Source organism: Pseudooceanicola aestuariicola (assembly GCF_045763785.1).
GTDB lineage: Bacteria > Pseudomonadota > Alphaproteobacteria > Rhodobacterales > Rhodobacteraceae > Pseudooceanicola.
The window spans coordinates 39350-58838 of record NZ_JBJGSF010000008.1 but is presented as its reverse complement, the minus strand read 5'-3'; the positions used below and the strand labels follow the sequence as shown (position 1 = coordinate 58838).

General features: G+C 58.4%; 19 protein-coding genes and 2 pseudogenes. 15 read left to right on the top strand and 6 right to left on the bottom strand.

The features are described 5' to 3' along the window. Window positions 1-18: 18 nt before the first annotated feature. Complete coding sequence (locus tag ACI3GR_RS18310) at window positions 19-1626, top strand: GMC family oxidoreductase (RefSeq protein WP_071974203.1); 1608 nt, start codon at window positions 19-21, stop codon at window positions 1624-1626. A gap of 100 nt (window positions 1627-1726) precedes the next feature. Beyond that, complete coding sequence (locus ACI3GR_RS18305; protein WP_071974204.1) at window positions 1727-2344, top strand: TetR/AcrR family transcriptional regulator; 618 nt, start codon at window positions 1727-1729, stop codon at window positions 2342-2344. 662 nt (window positions 2345-3006) lie between these two features. Here the strand turns inward: ACI3GR_RS18305 and ACI3GR_RS18300 are convergent. Beyond that, window positions 3007-4086, bottom strand: coding sequence for a TrbL/VirB6 family protein (locus ACI3GR_RS18300; protein WP_407496503.1), 1080 nt, complete (start codon window positions 4084-4086; stop codon window positions 3007-3009). A gap of 160 nt (window positions 4087-4246) precedes the next feature. Here ACI3GR_RS18300 and ACI3GR_RS18295 point away from each other — a divergent pair, with 160 nt between their 5' ends. After that, window positions 4247-4957 carry an IS6 family transposase gene (locus ACI3GR_RS18295; protein WP_008335478.1) on the top strand — a complete coding sequence of 237 codons (711 nt, stop codon included), beginning with the start codon at window positions 4247-4249 and terminating at the stop codon, window positions 4955-4957. Window positions 4958-5009: 52 nt separating this feature from the next. Here the strand turns inward: ACI3GR_RS18295 and ACI3GR_RS18290 are convergent. Together ACI3GR_RS18290 and ACI3GR_RS18285 are read right to left on the bottom strand one after the other, a co-directional pair. After that, window positions 5010-5255, bottom strand: a pseudogene (locus ACI3GR_RS18290) (glutaredoxin domain-containing protein); the annotation flags it as partial. Between the two features lie 12 nt (window positions 5256-5267). Continuing rightward, on the bottom strand, window positions 5268-6104 hold the full coding sequence (locus ACI3GR_RS18285; RefSeq protein ID WP_012187184.1) for a DUF305 domain-containing protein: 837 nt from the start codon (window positions 6102-6104) through the stop codon (window positions 5268-5270). Between the two features lie 179 nt (window positions 6105-6283). On the opposite strand from ACI3GR_RS18285, the gene ACI3GR_RS18280 reads away from it, so the two are divergent. The 4 genes from ACI3GR_RS18280 to ACI3GR_RS18265 all read left to right on the top strand — a co-directional run bounded on the left by ACI3GR_RS18280 (window position 6284) and on the right by ACI3GR_RS18265 (window position 9587). Beyond that, window positions 6284-6865 carry a L,D-transpeptidase gene (locus ACI3GR_RS18280; RefSeq protein WP_407496501.1) on the top strand — a complete coding sequence of 194 codons (582 nt, stop codon included), beginning with the start codon at window positions 6284-6286 and terminating at the stop codon, window positions 6863-6865. A 125-nt stretch (window positions 6866-6990) separates the two neighbouring features. Next, window positions 6991-8253 carry a multicopper oxidase family protein gene (locus ACI3GR_RS18275; RefSeq protein ID WP_407496500.1) on the top strand — a complete coding sequence of 421 codons (1263 nt, stop codon included), beginning with the start codon at window positions 6991-6993 and terminating at the stop codon, window positions 8251-8253. Window positions 8254-8366: 113 nt separating this feature from the next. Next, on the top strand, window positions 8367-8879 hold the full coding sequence (locus ACI3GR_RS18270) for a disulfide bond formation protein B (protein WP_435368869.1): 513 nt from the start codon (window positions 8367-8369) through the stop codon (window positions 8877-8879). Window positions 8880-8921: 42 nt separating this feature from the next. Then, a complete protein-coding gene (locus tag ACI3GR_RS18265; RefSeq protein WP_012187180.1) occupies window positions 8922-9587 on the top strand; it encodes a L,D-transpeptidase in 666 nt (221 codons plus the stop codon). A gap of 76 nt (window positions 9588-9663) precedes the next feature. Here the strand turns inward: ACI3GR_RS18265 and ACI3GR_RS18260 are convergent, their stop codons facing one another. After that, complete coding sequence (locus ACI3GR_RS18260) at window positions 9664-10221, bottom strand: hypothetical protein (protein ID WP_012187179.1); 558 nt, start codon at window positions 10219-10221, stop codon at window positions 9664-9666. A 397-nt stretch (window positions 10222-10618) separates the two neighbouring features. Here ACI3GR_RS18260 and ACI3GR_RS18255 point away from each other — a divergent pair, with 397 nt between their 5' ends. The 5 genes from ACI3GR_RS18255 to ACI3GR_RS18235 all read left to right on the top strand — a co-directional run bounded on the left by ACI3GR_RS18255 (window position 10619) and on the right by ACI3GR_RS18235 (window position 16574). Further along, window positions 10619-11212 carry an EF-hand domain-containing protein gene (locus tag ACI3GR_RS18255; protein WP_223229252.1) on the top strand — a complete coding sequence of 198 codons (594 nt, stop codon included), beginning with the start codon at window positions 10619-10621 and terminating at the stop codon, window positions 11210-11212. Between the two features lie 139 nt (window positions 11213-11351). Next, entirely contained in the window at window positions 11352-11738 is a 387-nt protein-coding gene (locus ACI3GR_RS18250) for a DUF302 domain-containing protein (protein WP_407496499.1), read from the top strand. Window positions 11739-11843: 105 nt separating this feature from the next. Beyond that, the gene (gene lgt, locus ACI3GR_RS18245; protein ID WP_007803438.1) at window positions 11844-12764 is read left to right on the top strand and encodes a prolipoprotein diacylglyceryl transferase; all 921 of its coding nucleotides are present in this window, start codon (window positions 11844-11846) and stop codon (window positions 12762-12764) included. Window positions 12765-12842: 78 nt separating this feature from the next. Further along, window positions 12843-15188 (top strand): copper-transporting P-type ATPase, encoded by a 2346-nt coding sequence (locus tag ACI3GR_RS18240; protein WP_407496497.1) that lies wholly within the window; start codon window positions 12843-12845, stop codon window positions 15186-15188. Between the two features lie 48 nt (window positions 15189-15236). Next, on the top strand, window positions 15237-16574 hold the full coding sequence (locus ACI3GR_RS18235) for an APC family permease (protein WP_007803442.1): 1338 nt from the start codon (window positions 15237-15239) through the stop codon (window positions 16572-16574). A gap of 7 nt (window positions 16575-16581) precedes the next feature. On the opposite strand, the gene ACI3GR_RS18230 is transcribed toward ACI3GR_RS18235, so the two are convergent. Further along, on the bottom strand, window positions 16582-17226 hold the full coding sequence (locus ACI3GR_RS18230) for a hypothetical protein (protein ID WP_007803445.1): 645 nt from the start codon (window positions 17224-17226) through the stop codon (window positions 16582-16584). Window positions 17227-17335: 109 nt separating this feature from the next. On the opposite strand from ACI3GR_RS18230, the pseudogene ACI3GR_RS18225 reads away from it, so the two are divergent. From ACI3GR_RS18225 to ACI3GR_RS18215, 3 genes and pseudogenes are all read left to right on the top strand, one after another. After that, window positions 17336-17455, top strand: a pseudogene (locus ACI3GR_RS18225) (IS5/IS1182 family transposase); the annotation flags it as partial. Further along, the gene (locus ACI3GR_RS18220) at window positions 17443-18165 is read left to right on the top strand and encodes a cytochrome c biogenesis CcdA family protein (RefSeq protein WP_007803446.1); all 723 of its coding nucleotides are present in this window, start codon (window positions 17443-17445) and stop codon (window positions 18163-18165) included. The pseudogene ACI3GR_RS18225 and the gene ACI3GR_RS18220, both read left to right, overlap by 13 nt. 193 nt (window positions 18166-18358) lie before the next feature. Then, a complete protein-coding gene (locus ACI3GR_RS18215; protein WP_007803448.1) occupies window positions 18359-19024 on the top strand; it encodes a L,D-transpeptidase in 666 nt (221 codons plus the stop codon). 47 nt (window positions 19025-19071) lie between these two features. Here the strand turns inward: ACI3GR_RS18215 and ACI3GR_RS18210 are convergent, their stop codons facing one another. Further along, window positions 19072-19359, bottom strand: a complete 288-nt coding sequence (locus tag ACI3GR_RS18210; protein WP_369817429.1) for a hypothetical protein — start codon at window positions 19357-19359, stop codon at window positions 19072-19074. Between the last annotated feature and the right edge of the window lie 130 nt (window positions 19360-19489).

Below are 19489 nucleotides of genomic sequence, written 5' to 3'. Positions count from 1 at the left end.
ATAACAGGGAGAGTAACAATGGCAGATTATGTCGTCATCGGCGGAGGATCCTCGGGAGGGGTTGTCGCCGCCCGTCTATCCGAAGACCCCAACACCACCGTCACGCTTTTGGAAGCGGGCGGTCCGGGGAACTCCAAATTCGTCTCGATCCCCGGCATGTTCGCCGGGCTGATCCAGGACTACAAGATCAACAAGTTGAACTGGCGCTTCCGCACCGCGCCGCAGAAGAAGCTGAACAATCGCTCGCTCTATCACCCGCGCGGCAAGATGCTGGGCGGCTCGTCGGGCATGAACGGCATGGTCTATATCCGGGGCGAGTCCGGCGACTATGACCGCTGGTCCGAACTGGGCAACGAAGGTTGGAGCTACGACGAGGTGCTGCCCTATTTCCGCAAGGCCGAGAACAATGAACGCGGCGCGGATGATTATCACGGCGATAGCGGACCGCTACATGTGAGCAACGGCGACGAGTCCTTTGATTTCTATTCGGCCTTCCTCGCCTCGGGGGAAAAGCTGGACTACCCCAAGACCGCCGATTTCAACGGCGCCAACCGCGAAGGGCTGGGCATCTACCAGTTCACCACCAAGAACGGCGAACGCGCCTCGGTCAAGTTCTGCTATCTCGATCCGATCATGGATCGCAAGAACCTGGATATTCAGGTCAAGGCCACGGTGCGCCGCATCGTCATGGAAGACGGCCGCGCGGTGGCGGTCGAATACGACCAGGACGGCCAGACCAAGCGGGTCGAGGTGGGCAAGGAGGTCATCGTCAGCGGCGGGGCCTTCGGCTCGCCGCAAATCCTGATGCTCTCGGGCATCGGGCCGCGCGACGAGCTGGAAAAGCACGGCATCACGGTGCAGCACGAATTGCCCGGCGTGGGTGAAAACCTGCATGATCATCCGGATGTGATGTTCGTGTTCAAGTCGAAGAAACGCACCGGTATTTCGCTGGGCCCGCTGGGCACGCTCAAGAACCTTGCCGCGTTTTACCAGTATTTCACCAAGCGCAAGGGCTGGCTCGCCAATCCGCCCACGGCGGCGGGTGGCTTCCTGCGGTCTGAGCCGGGCAAGAACAACCCGGATTTCCAGCTTCACATGGTGCCGCTGCCCTATCGCAACCACGCCCATGACTACATGTCGATGATCAAGTGGGGCTTTACCATGATCGTCAATATCGGCCATCCGCGCAGCCGGGGGCGTTTGACGCTGAAGGACGCCAATCCGGGGTCCGAACCCAATATCGACCTGAACCTTCTGGATCATGTCGATGACCTCAAGGACATGCGCAACGCCTTCAAGGTGACCCAGGAAATCCTTCACGGCCCGCCGCTCAAGGATAAGATCGCCAAGCCGCTATACCCCAAGCGTTACCTCGACACCGATGCCGAGATTGACGACTTCCTGCGCGCCGAGGTCAACCACGCCTACCACCCGGTCGGCACCTGCAAGATGGGCCGCGATGACATGGCCGTGGTCGATGCCCGGCTCAAGGTTCGGGGGCTGGCCAATGTGCGGGTGGCGGACGCCTCGATCATGCCCGAGATCATCAACGGCAACACCAACGCCACCTGTATCATGATCGGTGAAAAAGCCGCCGACATGATCAAGCAGGACGCAGCCGCCTGACAAACCTCGCCCCCGGGAAACCACCATTCCCGGGGGCGGCTTTTCGATCCCGCGTAATTCATATATATGCCTGCGCCAACAAGCACGAAGCGAGGACGCCGTGAACGAGATCAGCTGGGGCCGCAAGACCAAGGATTCCAAGCGTCAGCAGAAGCTGAAACGCCGGGTTTTGCTCGACACTGCGGCACATGAGTTTACCACCAAGGGCTATTCCGAAACCTCTATCAATGATCTGGCCGACCTGCTCGATGTCTCGAAACCCGCGCTGTATTATTACGTGAAGAACAAGGAAGATATCCTGCTGCAGTGTGTCGAAATCTCGCTTGAACTGATCATGGACATATTCGAGCGGGTCAACGACCTCGCCCTTTCGGGGATTGAAAGGGTGCGTGCCTATTTCCAGAATTACGCCACGATTTGCACCGGCGATTACGGCTATGCCCTGATCCGCGAAGGCAACAAGCATCTGGGCCCCGAGAACAAGGCCAAGATGCGCAAGATCATGGAAAAGGGACAGGAAGCGGTAGAAGGATTGATCGACGCTGGTGTGAAGGAAGGCTCGATCGCGCCCTGCGAAGCCAAATATGTCGCCTATGTTTTGTTCTCGACCTTCAATCAGATGGCATTCTGGTATTCGCCTGAGGGCGACAAGAGCGAAGCTGAGATTGCAGATCAATTGTTGAAAATCGTGTTCTCGGGCATTGAGCCCAGGAAATAATAAATTTTGCCTTCATCTTTCGGGAAACAGCTTTACCGATATTGATACCGGGATCGTTGAGCTGAAGGAGTGTTCCATGCATTTCTCGAAAAGGACGCCGTCGTACCGGCGAAATACAACCCTCCAACTGCCGAGTTTCGAATAGGGATCGTCACGTTCGGCTAATAGAGCTGAATTCGTCACGAAGTTAGCCAGATCTCGGATGAGAAGATAGCTGCTGTTCGTGGTTTGCGCTAGGAAATCGGGAACGTCCTGCGTCTTTCCAGTCACCACGGTTTGTAACAAAAATCAGCTTGTAAAAAGCATTTCACAACAGGGTTTGGCGTCCGTTTCGGGCAAACACACTGTGCCGCCGTAAAGTGCTTGTTGCGGGAGGTCTGTTTTTGCGCAGGCACAAACCTATAGACAAATGGCGGCTCCGTCCCACTTTACGATGATCGGTCCCGGTTATGGCGAAAGGGCGGTTTGAAATTCGCACCGTAGATTGGCTTGTAGTAACCGCTTTGGCGAAATTGGCTACAACGCGGCGATGGATGTGCCGCACCTGCAAGGGAATGCTGCGTCAGCGAACTCCCGGATGGGCAACGGCGGTAAAGTTCGCATCGTGCAAATTCACGTGCGGAGCAGCGAATGTCGGCGCGCCGACTGAGCCCAGACATTGACTATCGACGCCCCAGCCGTCCGAGCCTTGCGAGTTGCGCCAGCATCTGGGTACCAGTGTCGGAGGAGGTGTTGGAAGGGGGTGGAGTCGGACCTCCAGCAGAGTTCGGACGCGCCGGCAGCGATTGAACTCCCAAGAATTGTCTTGCCCTTAGCGCCGCATACTCTGCACCCGTCGCGCCGCCAATGGCATATCGGTTGTAGACCTGCTGGCTCCCGGCAAGCCCACGGGCGAAGGCGTAGCTCCCGCCAAATCCGGCTGAAAGCGCCGGCATCATGATGTTGCCGGAGACGGATCGGACGATAAAAGGTGTCGCGATGATGAAGCCTTTGGCCATGAGCACCATCATGAAGAACGGGATGAGCGCCCCTATGTTTGAAGCGCCCTCGGGATCGCCGAGTTCTGCGAGTAGGGCCCTTGAAACCCTGGTGATCGTTGCGAAGACACCCGCCACGATGATCGGGTACATTGCGAAGGAGATGAGTGCCGATAGCCAGCGTGCGAAATAGTCCTTGGTCACCTCGAAGAGGGTAAGGAAGATCATGACGGGCGCGATCCCAATCAGGAGCGCGACCATCAACCGTGACGCGACGACGATAAATGCAGCCAAGCCGCCGAGGATTGAAAGTAGCAGGACCCCGAGCGTGTCCAAGAGTGCTCCCGCCATCCAATTCAGTTCGGACCCTGCGGCATTGAGATAGTCGCCAAGTGCCGCGATGAGGTCATCGAATTCTTCGGCGAAGGTTCCTGAAGGCCCCGGAGCGCCGCCACCGACGGAGGCGACCAGCGATCCCGCGATACTGTCGATACCGCTCAGAATGGCTGAAGCGAGCCCATTGAACTGAACCCAATTCGTAGCAAACACACCTATCAAGGCGAGTTTCACGGCCAACCAGAAGGCAGTGCGCCCATCCATGGCGCGGTACTGATAGATCATATTGATGCAGACCAGGATGACCACAAGCGTCGTTCCGACAACCAGCAATGTGCCAACTGTCGCGGCCACTGCGCCGAATTGTGTCTCTGCGGCCGTGTCAAGATAGCCTTCAGCTGTTTCTACGAAGTAGGTGACGACGCTCATGAACGGTTACCAGTTGCCTTCGGCTTCACAAATCGGCATTGCCTCACGCCGAAGTTCGTTTGCCCGCTTGCGGTATTCCGATGTTGCCTCGACGACATCCCAATACTCTGAAGGGCATTGCCAAGTTGATCACGGGGTTCCGTCGGGATAGGCGGTCATCATGAAAACCGTGCCGACAATTCGACGCCTGAAGGGCTTTCGTTTTCCCCGCGAGATCATCTCCTATGCCGTCTGGGCTTACCATCGGTTTGCGCTGAGCACGGCAGATGTCGAGGATCTGCTGGCCGAACGCGGCGTGATGGTCAGCCGGGAAACCGTCCGGAACTGGGTGAACCGGTTTGGCCGCCATTTCGCCGATTGCATCAAGCGCGACAGGCCGGGCGCCAGTGACAAATGGCACTTGGATGAAGTCGTTGTTCCGATCAATGGCGTGAAGTTCTGGCTTTGGCGGGCAGTCGACGCGAATGGGAATGTGCTCGACATTCTCGTGCAAAAGCAACGTAATGCAAAGGCCGCCAGCCGGTTCTTGAAGCGGCTGATCGACCGGTTTGGCGCGCCGCGGGTCGTGATCACCGACAAGCTGCGCAGTTACATCAGGCCGATCCGCAACCTCGTGGCGAATGCTGATCATCGGGCGCACAAGGGCTTGAACAACCGGATCGAAGGATCCCATCGGCCAACCCGCAAGCGAGAGAAACTCATGGGGCGGTTCAAGTCACCCGGACAGGCTCAGAGATTTCTGGACGCACATGACCAGATCAACATGTTCTTCCGTCCCCGCCGCTATCGTCTTACCGCCACATCGTACCGCCACGCCCGATCCGATGCCTTTGATCTTTGGAACGGCTACGCACTCGAGATGACCGCATGACGGGCGCGGAGCAGGCCGCATTCAGCCGGGTGCAAATAAGTTGGCAATGCCCGAAAAACACCCTGAGATCATCGTAACCGCCGATCCGTTCGTCCCCGATGAAAGTCTGCGGCGTCGTCTCGACCCCGTGCTTCTCCATGAAAGCATCGGTGTCTTCACGGGTGTCAAGCGGATGGTCTTCCACCTCGAAGCCTTGCCGCTCCAGCAGGTCTTTCGATTTCAGACCGTAGGGGCAGACATGGCCCGGCATGACCATGCGATAAAGCTGCGCGGATTTACTGTCTGTGTCGCGGGGCATGTCCTTTCCTCCTTATCCGCTGCACGTAAGTTGACCACGGAACCCGGCTTCGTAGTCGGTTCCCGCGCTGACGATCAGATCGGTCAGGTCACCGTTCGTCTCTGCGATCTCGGCCGACAGCGGGCCTTCAGAAAATGCATTTTCGCCCTGCGCATTCAGGCGCACCAGATCACCGCTGATCTTCATTGCGGCGGCAGACCCTTCGCCGGTTTCACCAGTCACCAGTACAGCCGGACTGTCCGAGGTGTAAGCAAAGCGGCAATTTCCGCCATTCGGGAACACCGCAGCGATTTCGTCTTCCGTCAGAAACTCAGGATCGACCTTCGACACGACCTCCGTTTGAAGCGCCTGTTGCGCATCCACAACCTGCGCCGGCGTTTCGCTTCGCGTGGCCGATGCTTCGCCGTTTGCTCCAATGTCAGCAATAAGGTAGCGCATTTCGGCGATTTCCTTGTCCTGCGCATAGATAATGTCGTCTGCGAGCCCCCGGACGCGCGGGTCGGTGATCTCGGCACGAGTCGACGTCATGATGGCGATCGAGTGGTGCGGGATCATGGCGCGCATGTAGGACCTGTCCTGCACCGTGAATTGCCCGCGAACCAACCAGAGGCTCGCCGCGAAAAGGACTATTGCGCCAACGAAAATCGCGATGTTGGCTTTGGTGTTCTGATACATGGACAACATGTACGCCAACATGATCACGGCCATGGTCGCCCCCATCAGGATGGCCATGTAAAGGCGTGTCTCCGAAAAGAAGATATGGCCCCAAAGATAGGTGTTCAGGTACATCAGAACGAACATGACCACGGTCGATGTTCCGATCATCATAAAGAATCGTGAGTAGTGCATTTCCAGTCACCTCCTTGCAGTTCTCTGTAAAACAACAACATTCCAGCGCTGGAGAGTTCCAAAAGCACGAATTTTCGTAGTTTCAAGGCAACAAAGGCGCGTCGTTTGCCCCGGTTCACGGCTTCTTTTCTTTACCCCTGACGCGCACTGAATTTTCATGGGTCCGAGGAGATCGCGACATGCAGAATTTCACGAGACGAGAATTGATTTGTGCCGGAGCGTTGGGTTGCTTTCTGCCCACAACCGCCTGGGCCCACAAAGTCAAATTGCCCGAACGGTTTGAACCGCAATTGGTAAACACCCGTCGCGATGACTGGGTGAAAGGGGATGTCCACGTCGTTCCTGACGATTTTTTCCTCTATGTCATGCTCGAGGACGGGATGGCGATCCGCTACGGTGTTGGGGTAGGGCGCAAAGGCTTGTACGAACCCGGAGAGTTCGCGGTGGCGCGCAAGGCCAAATGGCCGTGGTGGAGGCCGACGAACGCCATGATCCGGCGCGAACCACATAAATACGCGAAGTACAAGGGCGGGTTAAAAGGCGGTCCAAACAACCCGCTCGGGGCCCGTGCGCTCTATCTCTATGATGACGAGGGACGCGATACCTATCTTCGCATTCACGGAACGAACGCCCCGGAGACAATTGGTTCGGCCGTGTCGAATGGATGCGCGCGGTTGACGAATGAACATGTAAAGGATCTGTACGATCGCGTTGAAATCGGCGCCCGCGTCTTCCTGTATCCCAAAGTGACAACGGCGTGAGGAGTGTTCTGTCGCCTTGAAGTTCCTCTTCCGGAAATGGCACAAGTGCGGCAGTTGGCGAAAGCCAGTCTATCATTCATGAGGTGACGGAATTGTCTTTGAGCCGGAGGTCTTTCCTTGGCGGGATGACCGTTGCGCTGGCTGGTACCCGCTTGCCAGCAGCGACACACGAGTTGATCCTCGCGCCCCAATCGATCAAGGCGCACCTTGCTGGGTACGACGTGTCGATGTTGGGCTTCAACGGTGGTCTGCCGGGCCCAGAAGTCAGAATGCGACAAGGACAAACCGCCCGCATTACCCTCGATAACCGATTGGAGGAGGGCGCTCTCGTTCACTGGCATGGGTTGCGGGTTCCAAATCGGATGGATGGTGTCAACGTCCTCACTCAGGATGTGGTCATTCCGGGCGACTCGTATCGTTATCAATTCGGCGTCCCGGATGCCGGCACGTATTGGTATCACTCGCATTACCTGTCTTACGATCAGGTCAGCCGCGGTCTTTTCGGCGCCTTCATCGTCGAGGAGCAAAATGCGCCGGCTGTCGACCATGACATCGTTGTTCAGTTTTTCGATGTCTTGCTGGATCAGTCCGGGCAGTACGACGAAGCGTTCAACCCGGCCCATTTCGCAACCGAGGGCCGTATCGGCAATACGGTCACGGCACTTGTTTTCAATGGAACCGGCAAGACTGTGAAACGAGGCGACCGTCTGCGACTGCGTCTCATAAATCCCTCTATCGACAGGGTGTACCGTGTCGGCCTGGATGGTTTGATAGGCAAGATCGTTGCACTGGATGGTATGCCCCTGGCGCAGCCACAGACACTCGAACCCATCCTCCTAGCTCCGGGGCAAAGATGCGATGTGATTGGTGATGCGACCGGGCCTATTAGATTCGACGACAGCTTTGGAGAACAGACGTTGAGCCTTGGCGAAATCGCTGTTTCCGGTTCCCGTGAGCCCGCGAAAGCGCCCATCACCGCATTGCCCGCCAACCGAATGCCCGCCCCGAAAGACCCCGGCCAAACCGCGGAGCTGGTGCTCCAGGGAGGTGCGGGAAGCGCGTCCCACAACGGCACAGGGACATGGGCGCTCAATGACGTATCCGGCCTGCCTCGAAGGCCTTTCCTATCCGCCGCGCAGGGGACGACCGCGCGCATTTCGATCCGCAACGAAACCGGGTTCCCACACGTCATGCATCTGCATGGCCACCATTTCTGGGAACTCGATGCGGCGGGTGAAGCCGGTCCATACCGGGACTCGACCTATCTGGATACCGGCGAGACGCGGGATATTCTCGTCGTCCTGGACAATCCGGGATCGTGGATGCTGCATTGCCACATGTTGAGCCACCAGGCCGACGGTATGGCAACGTGGATCAGAGTCGGCTGAGGGTCGCGACGGATACATACCGTTACAAATCTCTGAATGGTAACAGCCCTTCTGCCGTTTACGTAACCTGACAAGCGAGAAACAGGTCCATCGATTGCCAACGGGAGCGTTCATTGACCCTGACACCAAAATCTCTCGGCATGACTGCGGCGGCAGGATCAGCCGCCTTGCTGTTAGGGGCCTTCGTTTTCCAGGCTCTTGGCTACGCGCCTTGCGCAATGTGCATCTGGCAACGCTACCCACACGCAATCGCCATTGGAATGGGCGCTCTGTTGCTCTTTGCTCTGCCGATTTTGCCAATCCTGATAATCGGTGCCCTGTCGGTACTCAGCACATCCGCGTTGGGAGTGTTTCATACCGGTGTCGAGCGCGGCTGGTGGGAGGGACCGACTTCTTGCACGGGATCCGGCCTCGATGTTTCCCAAATGTCGGTATCGGAATTGCTGCCCTCTGCCAGTTCAAATGCGTCCAATCTTGTTCTGTGCAGTGAGGTTGTCTGGGAATTTCTGACGTTGTCCATGGCGAGTTGGAACGCGATCCTAAGCGGTGTCCTTGCTTGCCTCTGGTTGGTCGCGATCGCAAGACATCAAAAGGTTCGGTGGCATGGGGTCGCGGACGTTTCTTGAATCGTCCCGCATTCATCGAAAACAAACAAAGGGCTTCGCTTCATGGTTACAAGACGACACTTCCTTGCACTTTCCGGCTCGCTGTTTTCAGCTTCTCTGAGTTCGCCAGCATTCGCTAAGACCTGGCCGTCAACAGCCGAAAAAGCAGCTTGGGATGCGCAGATCACGCCCGCCAACTATGACCCGGCAACAACCAACCCATGGGGGCTGCATCCCAGGCTGCTGCCGCAACGCGTTTTGGCGAATGACGGTTTGCGCCCGGGTGACATTCACGTCGATGCGATCGCGCGCTATCTGTACCATATCGAGGAAGGTGGCACCGCGATGCGATACGGGGTGGCGATTGCCAAGGGCGATCTCTATGAACCCGGCACCTATACGATCCGCCGAAAGGTCGAATGGCCGCACTGGACGCCAACGCAGTCAATGATCGAACGCGATCCGGAGGCTTACGAGCGGTTTGCCGACGGTATGGAGCCCGGCCCCAACAATGCCTTGGGCAGCAGGGCTTTGTATCTATTCGTCGGAGATCGGGATACGTACCTTCGAATTCACGGAACGCCGAGCCCTCGCAGCATTGGCGGCCGGGCCAGTTCGGGATGCGTGCGCATGGTGATGGCCCACATCAATGATCTCTATCCGAATGTCGCTGTCGGATCGACGGCGTTCCTTTACTCGGCCGAAGACAGCGTTACCGCTCGAAGCTAACCTATTGCATCTTTGGCTCACACGCCGAGGACTGCGTCGTGCAGGGACATCTTCCAATGAATTGTTGGACGAACACTCACGGCTGTGTCGCAAGTGAACTTTCGAACTGTGCGATCGCTACGGATTTGTCGTCCTCATCGTTCTCGAACAGCTTTGTGGTTCGCACGCCCGGCAACTTGCCAAAATCCGCCATCAGGCGCTTTGGAAAAAATGTGCGTCCGATGGATTCAAATCCTGGTAATTGTCTGAGTACCGCGGAGGTACTGGCACTACAAAAACCGGAAGCGGCTGGGCCGCTGGCAATTGCAAGGCGCAAAGCCTGCTCCGCGACTTCGGGAGACACATCGATCTCTTGTATGACGACATGGTAGGTCTCGCGAGCATGAGCCCGCGCATAAAAATCGGCCACTTGTGGAGTAATGCCATAAAGCACATCTCCCCGTTCCGGTACAGCGCTCAGCCGGACCGTTCCTGCCGGATCGAAGATAACACGCTGCGACCCATTAATCATGACGCTGCTATGCGCACCCGCCCCGGACCTGTTGTTGATCATGGTGTACAACGTCAGCGCGGCCGGTCCATCGTGACGGTAGGATGCGCTACTGATGACTTCGGCTGAAGCATCCGGGCGCATGTCGTTTCCTGCGCCGCACCCCGCCAAAATTACCAAGGTTAGAACTGAGAAAATGCGGTTCAAAAAGAGCACCCTGCAGCCTCCTGCCATGGGTTGAATAATTGAATTTTCGGGATATTCAGGTCCTCTACCACTCTCGACACCAACTCTTCCGGATTTCACGTCCACCGAAACACGGGTTCGGTGTCGGTTGGTACGCGACTCCTCGACAGGTTTTTCTCTGGATATCGCAAGTCTCAGATTAAGAGGAGCGTTCGCCCCGAATTGATTTGTCGCAATTTGTAACAGACCCCGCCTTTGTGACCTCGCGATACAAAACACCGGCTCGCGTGGCATTCCGCATCTGCAGGTGCATCCCATATGGTGGCTATCGTAACACTGACACGAGGTGATCGACATGAAACGCAATACTCTACTCGCTGCAATGACTCTGGCTGCAACCGCCTTTGGTGGCGTCGCCTTGGCGGATGCCAACCATGGGCACAGTGGTCAACCTGGTGCCCAAAGTGGGGCAGGCATGATGCAGAACGGTGGTCCGGGCATGATGGGGAACATGGGCGGAATGATGGACATGATGCAGCGCATGCACGGAAACATGATGGGCGCAGGCATGGGCAGTGGTATGATGGGCGCAGGCATGGCTGGCGGCATGATGCAAATGTTCGACACCGATGGAGACGGCACAACGACGCCGGAAGAAATGCGCACGCAGCTGCAGGCCAAGCTTTCCGAGTTTGACAGCGACGGGGATGGAAACCTCTCGATTACCGAGTTTGAAGCTCTCCACAGCGCGATGATCCGCGAAATGATGGTGGATCGTTTTCAACACCTCGATGCCGATGGCGACGGCGCGGTGACGCCGGAAGAGATGGCCGCTCCGGCCGATAGGATGGAGCGGATGCAGATGATGCGGTCGAACATGGCAGATGCGCCTGCGCGGCCGGGCAACGGTCAGGGCATGGGCAACGGCTCCATGATGCAGGACAACTGAGCCAACGGGTGCCGGTTTTTTCCGGCACCCGTCCTCAAAACGCCAAAACCGTTCTCGGCCGGGACATTGAACCGAACCGCGACCTGAACCGTTTAGCCTCGTTATGCCAAAAAATAGAGACACGGAAAGGAAAATTCCCATGGCCTATACCTATGATCGCGTCCTGAAAGACACCAATATCGATGACGCAGAGATGCGTGTTCGGGATGCTTTGGCAGACAAGGGCTTCGGCGTTCTGACTGAGATTGACGTCAAAGCGACGATGAAAAAGAAACTTGATGCGGACATGCCGCCTTACCGCATCTTGGGGGCCTGTAATCCGGGCATGGCGCACAAAGCCATCGAGATCGAGCCTCGCATCGGTGCGATGCTTCCCTGCAATGTTATCCTGCGGCAACTGGACGGCGACACCGAGGTCAGCGCGGTCGATCCTGTCGCTTCGATGCAGGCGGTGCAGAACCAAGACCTGGACGCGGTCGCCGGCGAAGTCCGCGATCTCCTTCGGGACGCCCTCGACGCCGCGTGATGGCGGGATGGGCGTTGGATGCCCTGTCGCAGATCGAGCGCCTTTAGCGGTGCTCGATCAATGCCATCTAATCCCCACGTAAATTCCTGATGAGGAACTCACCCAGTGCTGCCAGCGGGATTGCCATTTCCGGATATTGGAACCGACCTCTTCTCCTTCGACATCGGGGGGGTCACATTCGCACTCCGCTGGTACGCGCTAGCCTATATCTTCGGTATCCTGATTGGCTGGCGCATTTGTTCGAGTGCCATAAGCCGTCCCGCGCTCTGGACGTCAGCTGGACCGCCGCTTGACCGAACGCAGATCGAAGATCTTCTGACGTGGATCATCATCGGCGTGATTGCTGGTGGTCGCCTGGGCTTTGTACTGTTCTACCAGCCCGCATATTATCTCGCCAATCCCTTGGAAATTCTGATGGTCTGGCAAGGCGGCATGTCTTTCCACGGGGGGTTCGCGGGAGTTGTCATCGCGGCCTTGCTGTTCTGCCTTAGACAGAACGCGTCATTGCTCAGCACTGGCGACTTGCTGGCTTTGGCAACACCACCAGGCTTGTTTCTTGGAAGGCTGGCGAACTTCACCAACAATGAGTTGTGGGGGCGTCCAACGGACGTTCCCTGGGCGGTGATCTTTCCCGGCGAAGTCGCGCAGGCCTGCCCAGGGGTTAGCGGCCTCTGCGCCCGACACCCGTCCCAGCTGTACGAGGCGGTATTGGAGGGGCTCATTCTTGGAATACTGCTCATTTATCTCGCTTGGGGCCGGGGCTGGCTGAAAATGCCCGGTGCCTTGGCTGGCGTGTTTCTGACCGGCTATGGTCTTGCCCGAAGTTTCGTCGAGATGTTCCGGCAACCGGACCAACAATTTGTGACGGCGGACAACCCGATCGGCCATGCGCTTCATTTTGGTGAGTGGGGTTTGACCATGGGCCAGTTGCTCTCCATGCCAATGGCGCTGGTCGGGCTGGCGTTGATCGTGTTCGCCCGGCGGGAACGGGGCCGGACAGCGCCACCCCGCAGAGCCGCAATGTAATCGCCGTACTGATCTCTCTTGACCCTCCCGCGGATGGAAGCCCTAGGCAAGAGAAGCATTCTCGGAAAGGACCGCAAAATGAGCACTCCCGACAGTTCTGAAACCACAGCAGCTTCTTCGGTATTCGTTTGCCCCATGCACCCTGAGGTGCGGCAGGACGAGCCCGGCAATTGTCCGAAATGCGGGATGCACCTCGTGCCGGAATCGGAGCTCGAGGTCCATTCAGCACATGATCATCACGAACACCACGCGGGTGCCACGCCGGCCGATGGCCGATATGATCTGGTTCCTACAGGACATGATGGTCCCATTTTCACCTGCCCGATGCACCCTCAGGTGCGGCAGCCTGATCCGGGCGCGTGTCCGATCTGTGGTATGGGATTGGAACTGGAATCCGGTGTGCCGGGCGATGAAGGTCCAAATCCCGAACTGGTGGATTTCACACGGCGGTTCTGGGTCGGCACAGTCCTGACGATCCCGCTCCTTGTCCTCACGATGGGGCCATTCGTCGGTTTCCCCGCAGTCCGGACTTTTTTTGGCGAAAGCACCACACAATGGATCGAATTGATCCTGGCAACGCCAGTGGTCTTGTGGTGCGGCTGGCCGTTTCTGGAACGCGGATGGATTTCGTTCCGCACATTGAACCTCAACATGTTCTCCCTGATCGGCATGGGCGTTCTTGCCGCCTGGCTCTTCAGCGTCGTTGCCGTTCTCGCACCGGACATATTCCCTGATGGGTTCCGAGACTCCGAAGGCCATGTCGGCGTCTATTTCGAGGCGGCGGCGGTGATCGTGACGCTGGTGCTGCTCGGCCAGGTGATGGAACTACGCGCCCGCGAGGGGACCGGCAAGGCGATCCGCGCGCTTCTCGACATGGCGGCAAAGACCGCGCGGGTCATCCGGGACGACGGATCCGAGGAGGAAATCCCGCTGGAGGACGTGCAAGTCGGGGACCGGCTGCGCGTGCGGCCCGGTGACAAGGTGCCGGTCGATGGCGTGGTTCTGGACGGCCGGTCCTCGGTCGACGAAAGCATGATCTCCGGTGAACCCGTGCCGGTCGAGAAGACCGAGGGCGACCCGCTGACCGGCGCGACGATCAATGGCACCGGCAGTCTGGTGATGGAGGCGACGCGTGTCGGGTCCGACACGATGCTGGCTCAAATTGTCGAGATGGTGTCGAACGCGCAGCGCTCGCGCGCCCCGATCCAGAAATACGCCGACAAGGTGGCGGGATATTTCGTTCCGGCCGTCATCGGTATCGCGGTCCTGTCCTTCATCGCCTGGGCGATCTGGGGGCCCGCGCCTGCGCTTTCCTACGCATTGATTTCGGCGGTGGCGGTTCTGATCATCGCCTGTCCTTGTGCGCTTGGCCTGGCGACACCGATGTCGATCATGACAGCGACAGGACGGGGCGCTCAGGCAGGGGTGCTGATCAAGAACGCCGAGGCGCTGGAGCGGTTCGAGAAAGTCGATACCCTGATCGTCGACAAGACCGGCACGTTGACCGAAGGCAAGCCGCGGCTTGTCGACGTACTCCCGCAACCCGGCCACGACGAAGCCGAGGTCTTGCGTCTCGCCGCATCGCTTGAGCGCGGATCGGAGCACCCCTTGGCCGAAGCGATCGTCAGGGGTGCGGAGGAGCGAGATGTCAAAATGGACGAGGCACGGGACTTCGAGGCGGTCACTGGCAAGGGCGTCAAGGGGGTCGTTGACGGCAAAGCGGTCGCGCTCGGCAATTTGGCGATGATCCGCGAATTGGGGCTCGAGGCGGGCGCGTTGACCGCCAAGGCCAATCCCCGCCGCGACGAAGGCGAGACGGTCATGTTCGTTGTGCTGGATGGCGAGATCGCCGGTCTAGTTGCTGTCGCCGACCCAGTGAAGGAGACCACGCCAGAAGCCATCGAGGATCTGCATGAACTGGGGTTCCGCGTCATCATGGCGACCGGCGACAACGAACGCACGGCCAAGGCCATCGGCACGCGGCTCGGAATCGATGAGATCCGGGCCGACGTGCTGCCGGAGGACAAGGCGCGGATCATCCTTGAGTTGCAAGAGGCGGGCCACAAGGTCGCCATGGCCGGGGATGGCGTCAACGACGCCCCCGCGCTTGCGCAGGCCGATGTCGGCATCGCCATGGGCACCGGCGCCGATGTGGCCATCGAAAGCGCGGGCGTCACGCTGGTCAAGGGCAACCTTGATGGTATCGTGCGTGCGCGGCGGCTCGCCCGGGCCACGATGCGCAACATCCGCCAGAACCTGTTCTTCGCGCTGATCTACAACGCCTCCGGCGTGCCGGTCGCGGCGGGAGTTCTGTTTCCCTTCTTTGGCATCCTCATCAGTCCGATGTTTGCTGCCTTCGCCATGAGCGCGTCGTCAATCTCGGTGGTGCTCAATTCGCTGCGCCTTCGCGGCGTTCGTATCTAGAAGCGCGCAACAGCGTTCGGATGAACCAAAATTAAAAGGGGGCCATTTATGCAGAGCGAAAAAGAAACGTACCGCGAAAATTCCATCAGTCTGGGCGGAGCCGTTGCGATGGGGACAGGCGTGATGATCGGCGCTGGAATCTTTGCGTTGACGGGGCAAATCGCGCAGCTCGCCGGCCCGCTTTTCCCGCTTGCATTCATCGCCGGCGCGGTCGTCACAAGCTTCAGCGCCTACAGCTACATCAGGATGTCGAACAAATGGCCGTCCTCGGGTGGCATCGCCATGATCCTGCAGAAATGCTATGGCCCCGGAGCCATCGCGGGCGGGGCCGCACTGCTGATGGCGCTCAGCATGGTGATCGCGGAAAGCCTCGTCGCGCGAACCTTCGCCACCTATGTCCTGCGCCCTTTCGATATCGAAGGTGGCCCATTGGTCCCCGCTCTGGCTGTGGCCGTGATCGTTTTCGCCTTTTTGGTGAACATGGCCGGAAACCGCTCGGTCGGGCTGTTCTCGTTGATCATGGCCGCGATCAAGATCGGAGGCATAGCTCTGTTTGGCATCGCGGCCCTGTGGTCCAGTGGTTTTGCGTTCGCCGCGGCGTCCGAGACCTCACAATCCTACGGGCTCACGGGGTTCATCGCCTCTACGGCGCTGGCCATCCTTGCGTTCAAGGGATTCACCACGATCACCAACAGCGGAGCCGAGATCACTGAACCAAATCGCAATGTTGGCCGAGCGATCATGTTCTCTATCGGAATCTGCGTCGTCGTCTACCTGTTGGTCGCCTACGGGGTCGGTTCGAGTCTCACGATCGAGGAGATCATCTCAGCGCGTGACTATTCGCTGGCACAAGCGGCGCAGCCCGCCCTTGGACAAACCGGCTTCATACTCACGGTGATCCTGGCCGCTGTCGCAACGGCGTCCGGCGTTCTGGCCAGCGTCTTCGCGGTGTCGCGTATGCTGGCGATGCTGACCGACATGGAAATGATCCCGCACAGCCACTTCGGTATGCCAGGTCCCATCCAACGCCACACCCTGGTCTATACTGTCGTCATCGCCGCGACGTTGGCCGTGCTCTTTGATTTAGGCCGGATCGCATCCCTCGGTGCTTTCTTTTACCTCGTCATGGACATGATCATACATTGGGGCGTGTTCCGCTATCGTCGAGCAGACGTCGGCGCCTTCGGTATCGTGCTTTTGACTGCCCTGGCGCTCGATGCGATAGTACTGGCAGCTTTCACCGTGATGAAGCTTCAAAGCGACCCGATGATCGTTCTCTACGCCGCTGTCGGGATGATCGCTGTGTTCGCCTTCGAGCGCGTTTACTTGTCGCAATGGGTGGCACCGCAAGTCGCCCCCGCCCCCGCCCACGCCCACGGTGATTAGCCTGCCATCACCTGGCCTGAAGAGATGCGATGCCTTGTGCGCCGATCGTGATCAGCCCGACCGACAAGGCAAACGCAGCCAGGGCAAGCAGCATCACGCCCGTGTTCATGGGCAAGCGACGTACAACCGGTCCAAGAAATTCCGACCGCCCGAAAGCCGAGACGTAGAGCGGCAACGCGCTTATCATAGTCGCATAGAGGTAAACGCCGGAGATGTTCTCGAAAAACGCCGAACGCGCAAGAGTCGGGGATACAACCGCCAAAGCGGTTGAACGATTGCCGCCGAATGACCCGAACCAGTCGGCAGATAGAACGTATATCAGCACGTGGAGACCTGGAAAGAGAAGGGCTCTGAGCAAGACATCGACCAGCACGAAAAACGCCGTGTCTCTTGAGCCCGCCTTTGGTTGCTTTGTCATAGCGAAAAGGAAAAAACTGACATAGTTGACGGCAAAAACCACGGGCAAACCGTTGGTCGCAACCTGCCTTAGTAAGCGCATGAGTGCCGGTCCGCCGGCAGCAAGAGCCGGAGCAAAGCCCGGAGCCAGTAAGACGTAGAACAACAGGACCGGCAGTAATGCAGCGAAGCTGAACAGCAGGACATTTCTAACAAACTGAGCCGCGGGCATACTGATAGAGAAAAATCTATCCATTGAAATAGCCTGCCATGTGGGCACCACTAGGTCGATGATACGGGGCGTTGTTGCACAAGTCTGACGCCTCAGGATTCCCTTCGCGAACCCATGCTGTTAGCCGCATTCCATGAGCAACCCATCTCCCGCCCGCTATCGTACGACCAACTGGTCCAGCTACAACGCATCGCTGCGCAAGCGGGGGTCCCTGCTGATCTGGGTCGACGAAGACATCACTTGGCGCGCGCCCTCACCGCCGCCCTCCTAGCCGGCACGATATCATTTCTGTCCCCCTGCGTGCTACCTCTTGTGCCAGGTTATGTCTCCTACGTAACCGGGCGCACAGCCGCTGAGGGCGGGGTGGTCGGCGCTTCGCCGTCGCGCGCGGTCTGGCTGAGCCTGTGTTTTGTCCTCGGCTTCTCCACCATCTTCATGGGACTTGGCGCATCCGCGACTGCAATGGGTCAGGCCCTGCTTCGGTGGCGGTATGAACTCAACCTCGTTGGGGGCGGCATCATCATTTTCTTCGGGCTCTTCATGATAGGAGCCGCGCGTGTTTCGGTCATGGAACGCGACTTCCGATTCAATCTCAACATCCCCGGGGGCCAACCCGCTGCGTCCTATGTCCTCGGTCTTGCCTTCGGTTTCGGCTGGACTCCGTGCATCGGCCCGATCCTCGGCGCGATCCTGACAGCCAGTGCGGCGAGTGCCACGATGGGCGAAGGTATCATGCTGCTTGCCGTCTATTCCGCCGGCCTTGGAATACCGTTTCTGATCGTGGCCGGATTCACCGACCAGATCGCGGGACGGTTGCGGGCCATCGGCCGGGTTGGCCGCCGCCTCCACCAGCTTGCGGGCATAGTGATGATCTTGATGGGGCTGGCGATGATGACAGGGCAGTTGAGCGCGCTGTCATACTGGATGCTCGACGTATTTCCGGTTCTGGGACGGATCGGATAGCTCCATTAGTAGCAGCGTCTATTGATAACAGAAAATTTTCTTGAACCTCTAGTAGCTTTAGGAGTTAAGCCACCGACAAAGAACGGCACCATGGAGCAAGTTGCCAATAACGCCTCACTCCTTCCCGGGCGAACAACACTGCGTTCGGGGTAAGGTTCGGTTTGCCGTCCAATGCGTGAACGGAGCAATCTATATGCTGACAAGACGACATTTCATCCAGACGACCACCGCGCTGTTTTCGGCATCGATATCCAGCCCGCTCCTTGCAGACACGTGGCCTACCGATGCGCAGAAGGCAGCTTGGGACGCACAGGTTACACCTCCCGGCTACGACCCGGCCACGTCCAACCCTTGGGGCCTTCACCCTCGCTTCCTGCCACAGCGGGTCCTCGCGAAGGACGGACTTGTACCCGGTGATATCCATGTCGATGCTGTTGCGCGCTATCTCTACCACATCGAAGAAGGCGGCACGGCGATGCGCTATGGCGTGGCGATCGCGCGCGGTAAACTTTACGAACCGGGCACCTATACGATCAAGCGCAAGGTCAGGTGGCCGCATTGGCAGCCGACACAAAACATGATCGACCGCGACCCAGAGCTCTACGCCGATATCGCTGACGGTATGGAACCCGGACCTGAAAACGCGCTCGGATCGCGAGCCCTCTATCTCTTCGTCGGCGACCGAGACACCTATCTAAGGATTCACGGGACACCGTATCCAAGAAGCATTGGCGGCCGTGCGAGTTCCGGCTGCGTCCGAATGGTCATGGCACACATCAATGATCTCTATCCCAACGTCGAGATTGGCTCGACGGCATTCCTGTACTCGGCGGAAGACAGCGTCACCCCGAGAAGTTGACTGGCGCATCATGTGTTACGCGTGGGCTTGACGCATCTATGGGCTGATCAGGACTGGCGCGAAGTGCAGATGGGGTTGCCACCTGCCGAGCGTAGCGGAACCAAGGTGTTTTCCACCGGACCGCTGTGTTCATACCAATAACAGCCATCCTCGGGACGAAGCCGCGCCGTGGTGAGATCCTGACCAGGCGCAGCAAGGGCAATGACGGCCTCGGGAACACTTCCCACTTCGTTGCGAGCGCCGCCGTCGTCCAGCGTTGGCACCGCGCAGCCAGCAAGCACCAATGTCGCTGCGATAATCGGCGCGTTTCGTTTCTGCATGTCTACCTCACTCATTCTGATCGCTTCGTACCGGCAAGCGTTGCTCCAACCGCGTCGTTTCAAGGGGGCGGCTAGCTTCAAGCCTCCGCAGGGCGCCTTTCTTGCTGGACGAATATCCACTTGTTGCCCTTGAAGCTCTAGTTAC

What these genes read in the sequence shown, in the direction of transcription:
- ACI3GR_RS18310 (WP_071974203.1), top strand. Translation starts at nt 19, where the DNA reads ATGGCAGATTATGTCGTCATCGGCGGAGGATCCTCGGGAGGGGTTGTC.
- ACI3GR_RS18300 (WP_407496503.1), bottom strand. Translation starts at nt 4,086, where the DNA reads ATGAGCGTCGTCACCTACTTCGTAGAAACAGCTGAAGGCTATCTTGAC.
- ACI3GR_RS18295 (WP_008335478.1), top strand. Translation starts at nt 4,247, where the DNA reads ATGAAAACCGTGCCGACAATTCGACGCCTGAAGGGCTTTCGTTTTCCC.
- ACI3GR_RS18285 (WP_012187184.1), bottom strand. Translation starts at nt 6,104, where the DNA reads ATGCACTACTCACGATTCTTTATGATGATCGGAACATCGACCGTGGTC.
- ACI3GR_RS18280 (WP_407496501.1), top strand. Translation starts at nt 6,284, where the DNA reads ATGCAGAATTTCACGAGACGAGAATTGATTTGTGCCGGAGCGTTGGGT.
- ACI3GR_RS18275 (WP_407496500.1), top strand. Translation starts at nt 6,991, where the DNA reads ATGACCGTTGCGCTGGCTGGTACCCGCTTGCCAGCAGCGACACACGAG.
- ACI3GR_RS18265 (WP_012187180.1), top strand. Translation starts at nt 8,922, where the DNA reads ATGGTTACAAGACGACACTTCCTTGCACTTTCCGGCTCGCTGTTTTCA.
- ACI3GR_RS18260 (WP_012187179.1), bottom strand. Translation starts at nt 10,221, where the DNA reads ATGCGCCCGGATGCTTCAGCCGAAGTCATCAGTAGCGCATCCTACCGT.
- ACI3GR_RS18255 (WP_223229252.1), top strand. Translation starts at nt 10,619, where the DNA reads ATGAAACGCAATACTCTACTCGCTGCAATGACTCTGGCTGCAACCGCC.
- ACI3GR_RS18250 (WP_407496499.1), top strand. Translation starts at nt 11,352, where the DNA reads ATGGCCTATACCTATGATCGCGTCCTGAAAGACACCAATATCGATGAC.
- ACI3GR_RS18240 (WP_407496497.1), top strand. Translation starts at nt 12,843, where the DNA reads ATGAGCACTCCCGACAGTTCTGAAACCACAGCAGCTTCTTCGGTATTC.
- ACI3GR_RS18235 (WP_007803442.1), top strand. Translation starts at nt 15,237, where the DNA reads ATGCAGAGCGAAAAAGAAACGTACCGCGAAAATTCCATCAGTCTGGGC.
- ACI3GR_RS18230 (WP_007803445.1), bottom strand. Translation starts at nt 17,226, where the DNA reads ATGGATAGATTTTTCTCTATCAGTATGCCCGCGGCTCAGTTTGTTAGA.
- ACI3GR_RS18215 (WP_007803448.1), top strand. Translation starts at nt 18,359, where the DNA reads ATGCTGACAAGACGACATTTCATCCAGACGACCACCGCGCTGTTTTCG.
- ACI3GR_RS18210 (WP_369817429.1), bottom strand. Translation starts at nt 19,359, where the DNA reads ATGAGTGAGGTAGACATGCAGAAACGAAACGCGCCGATTATCGCAGCG.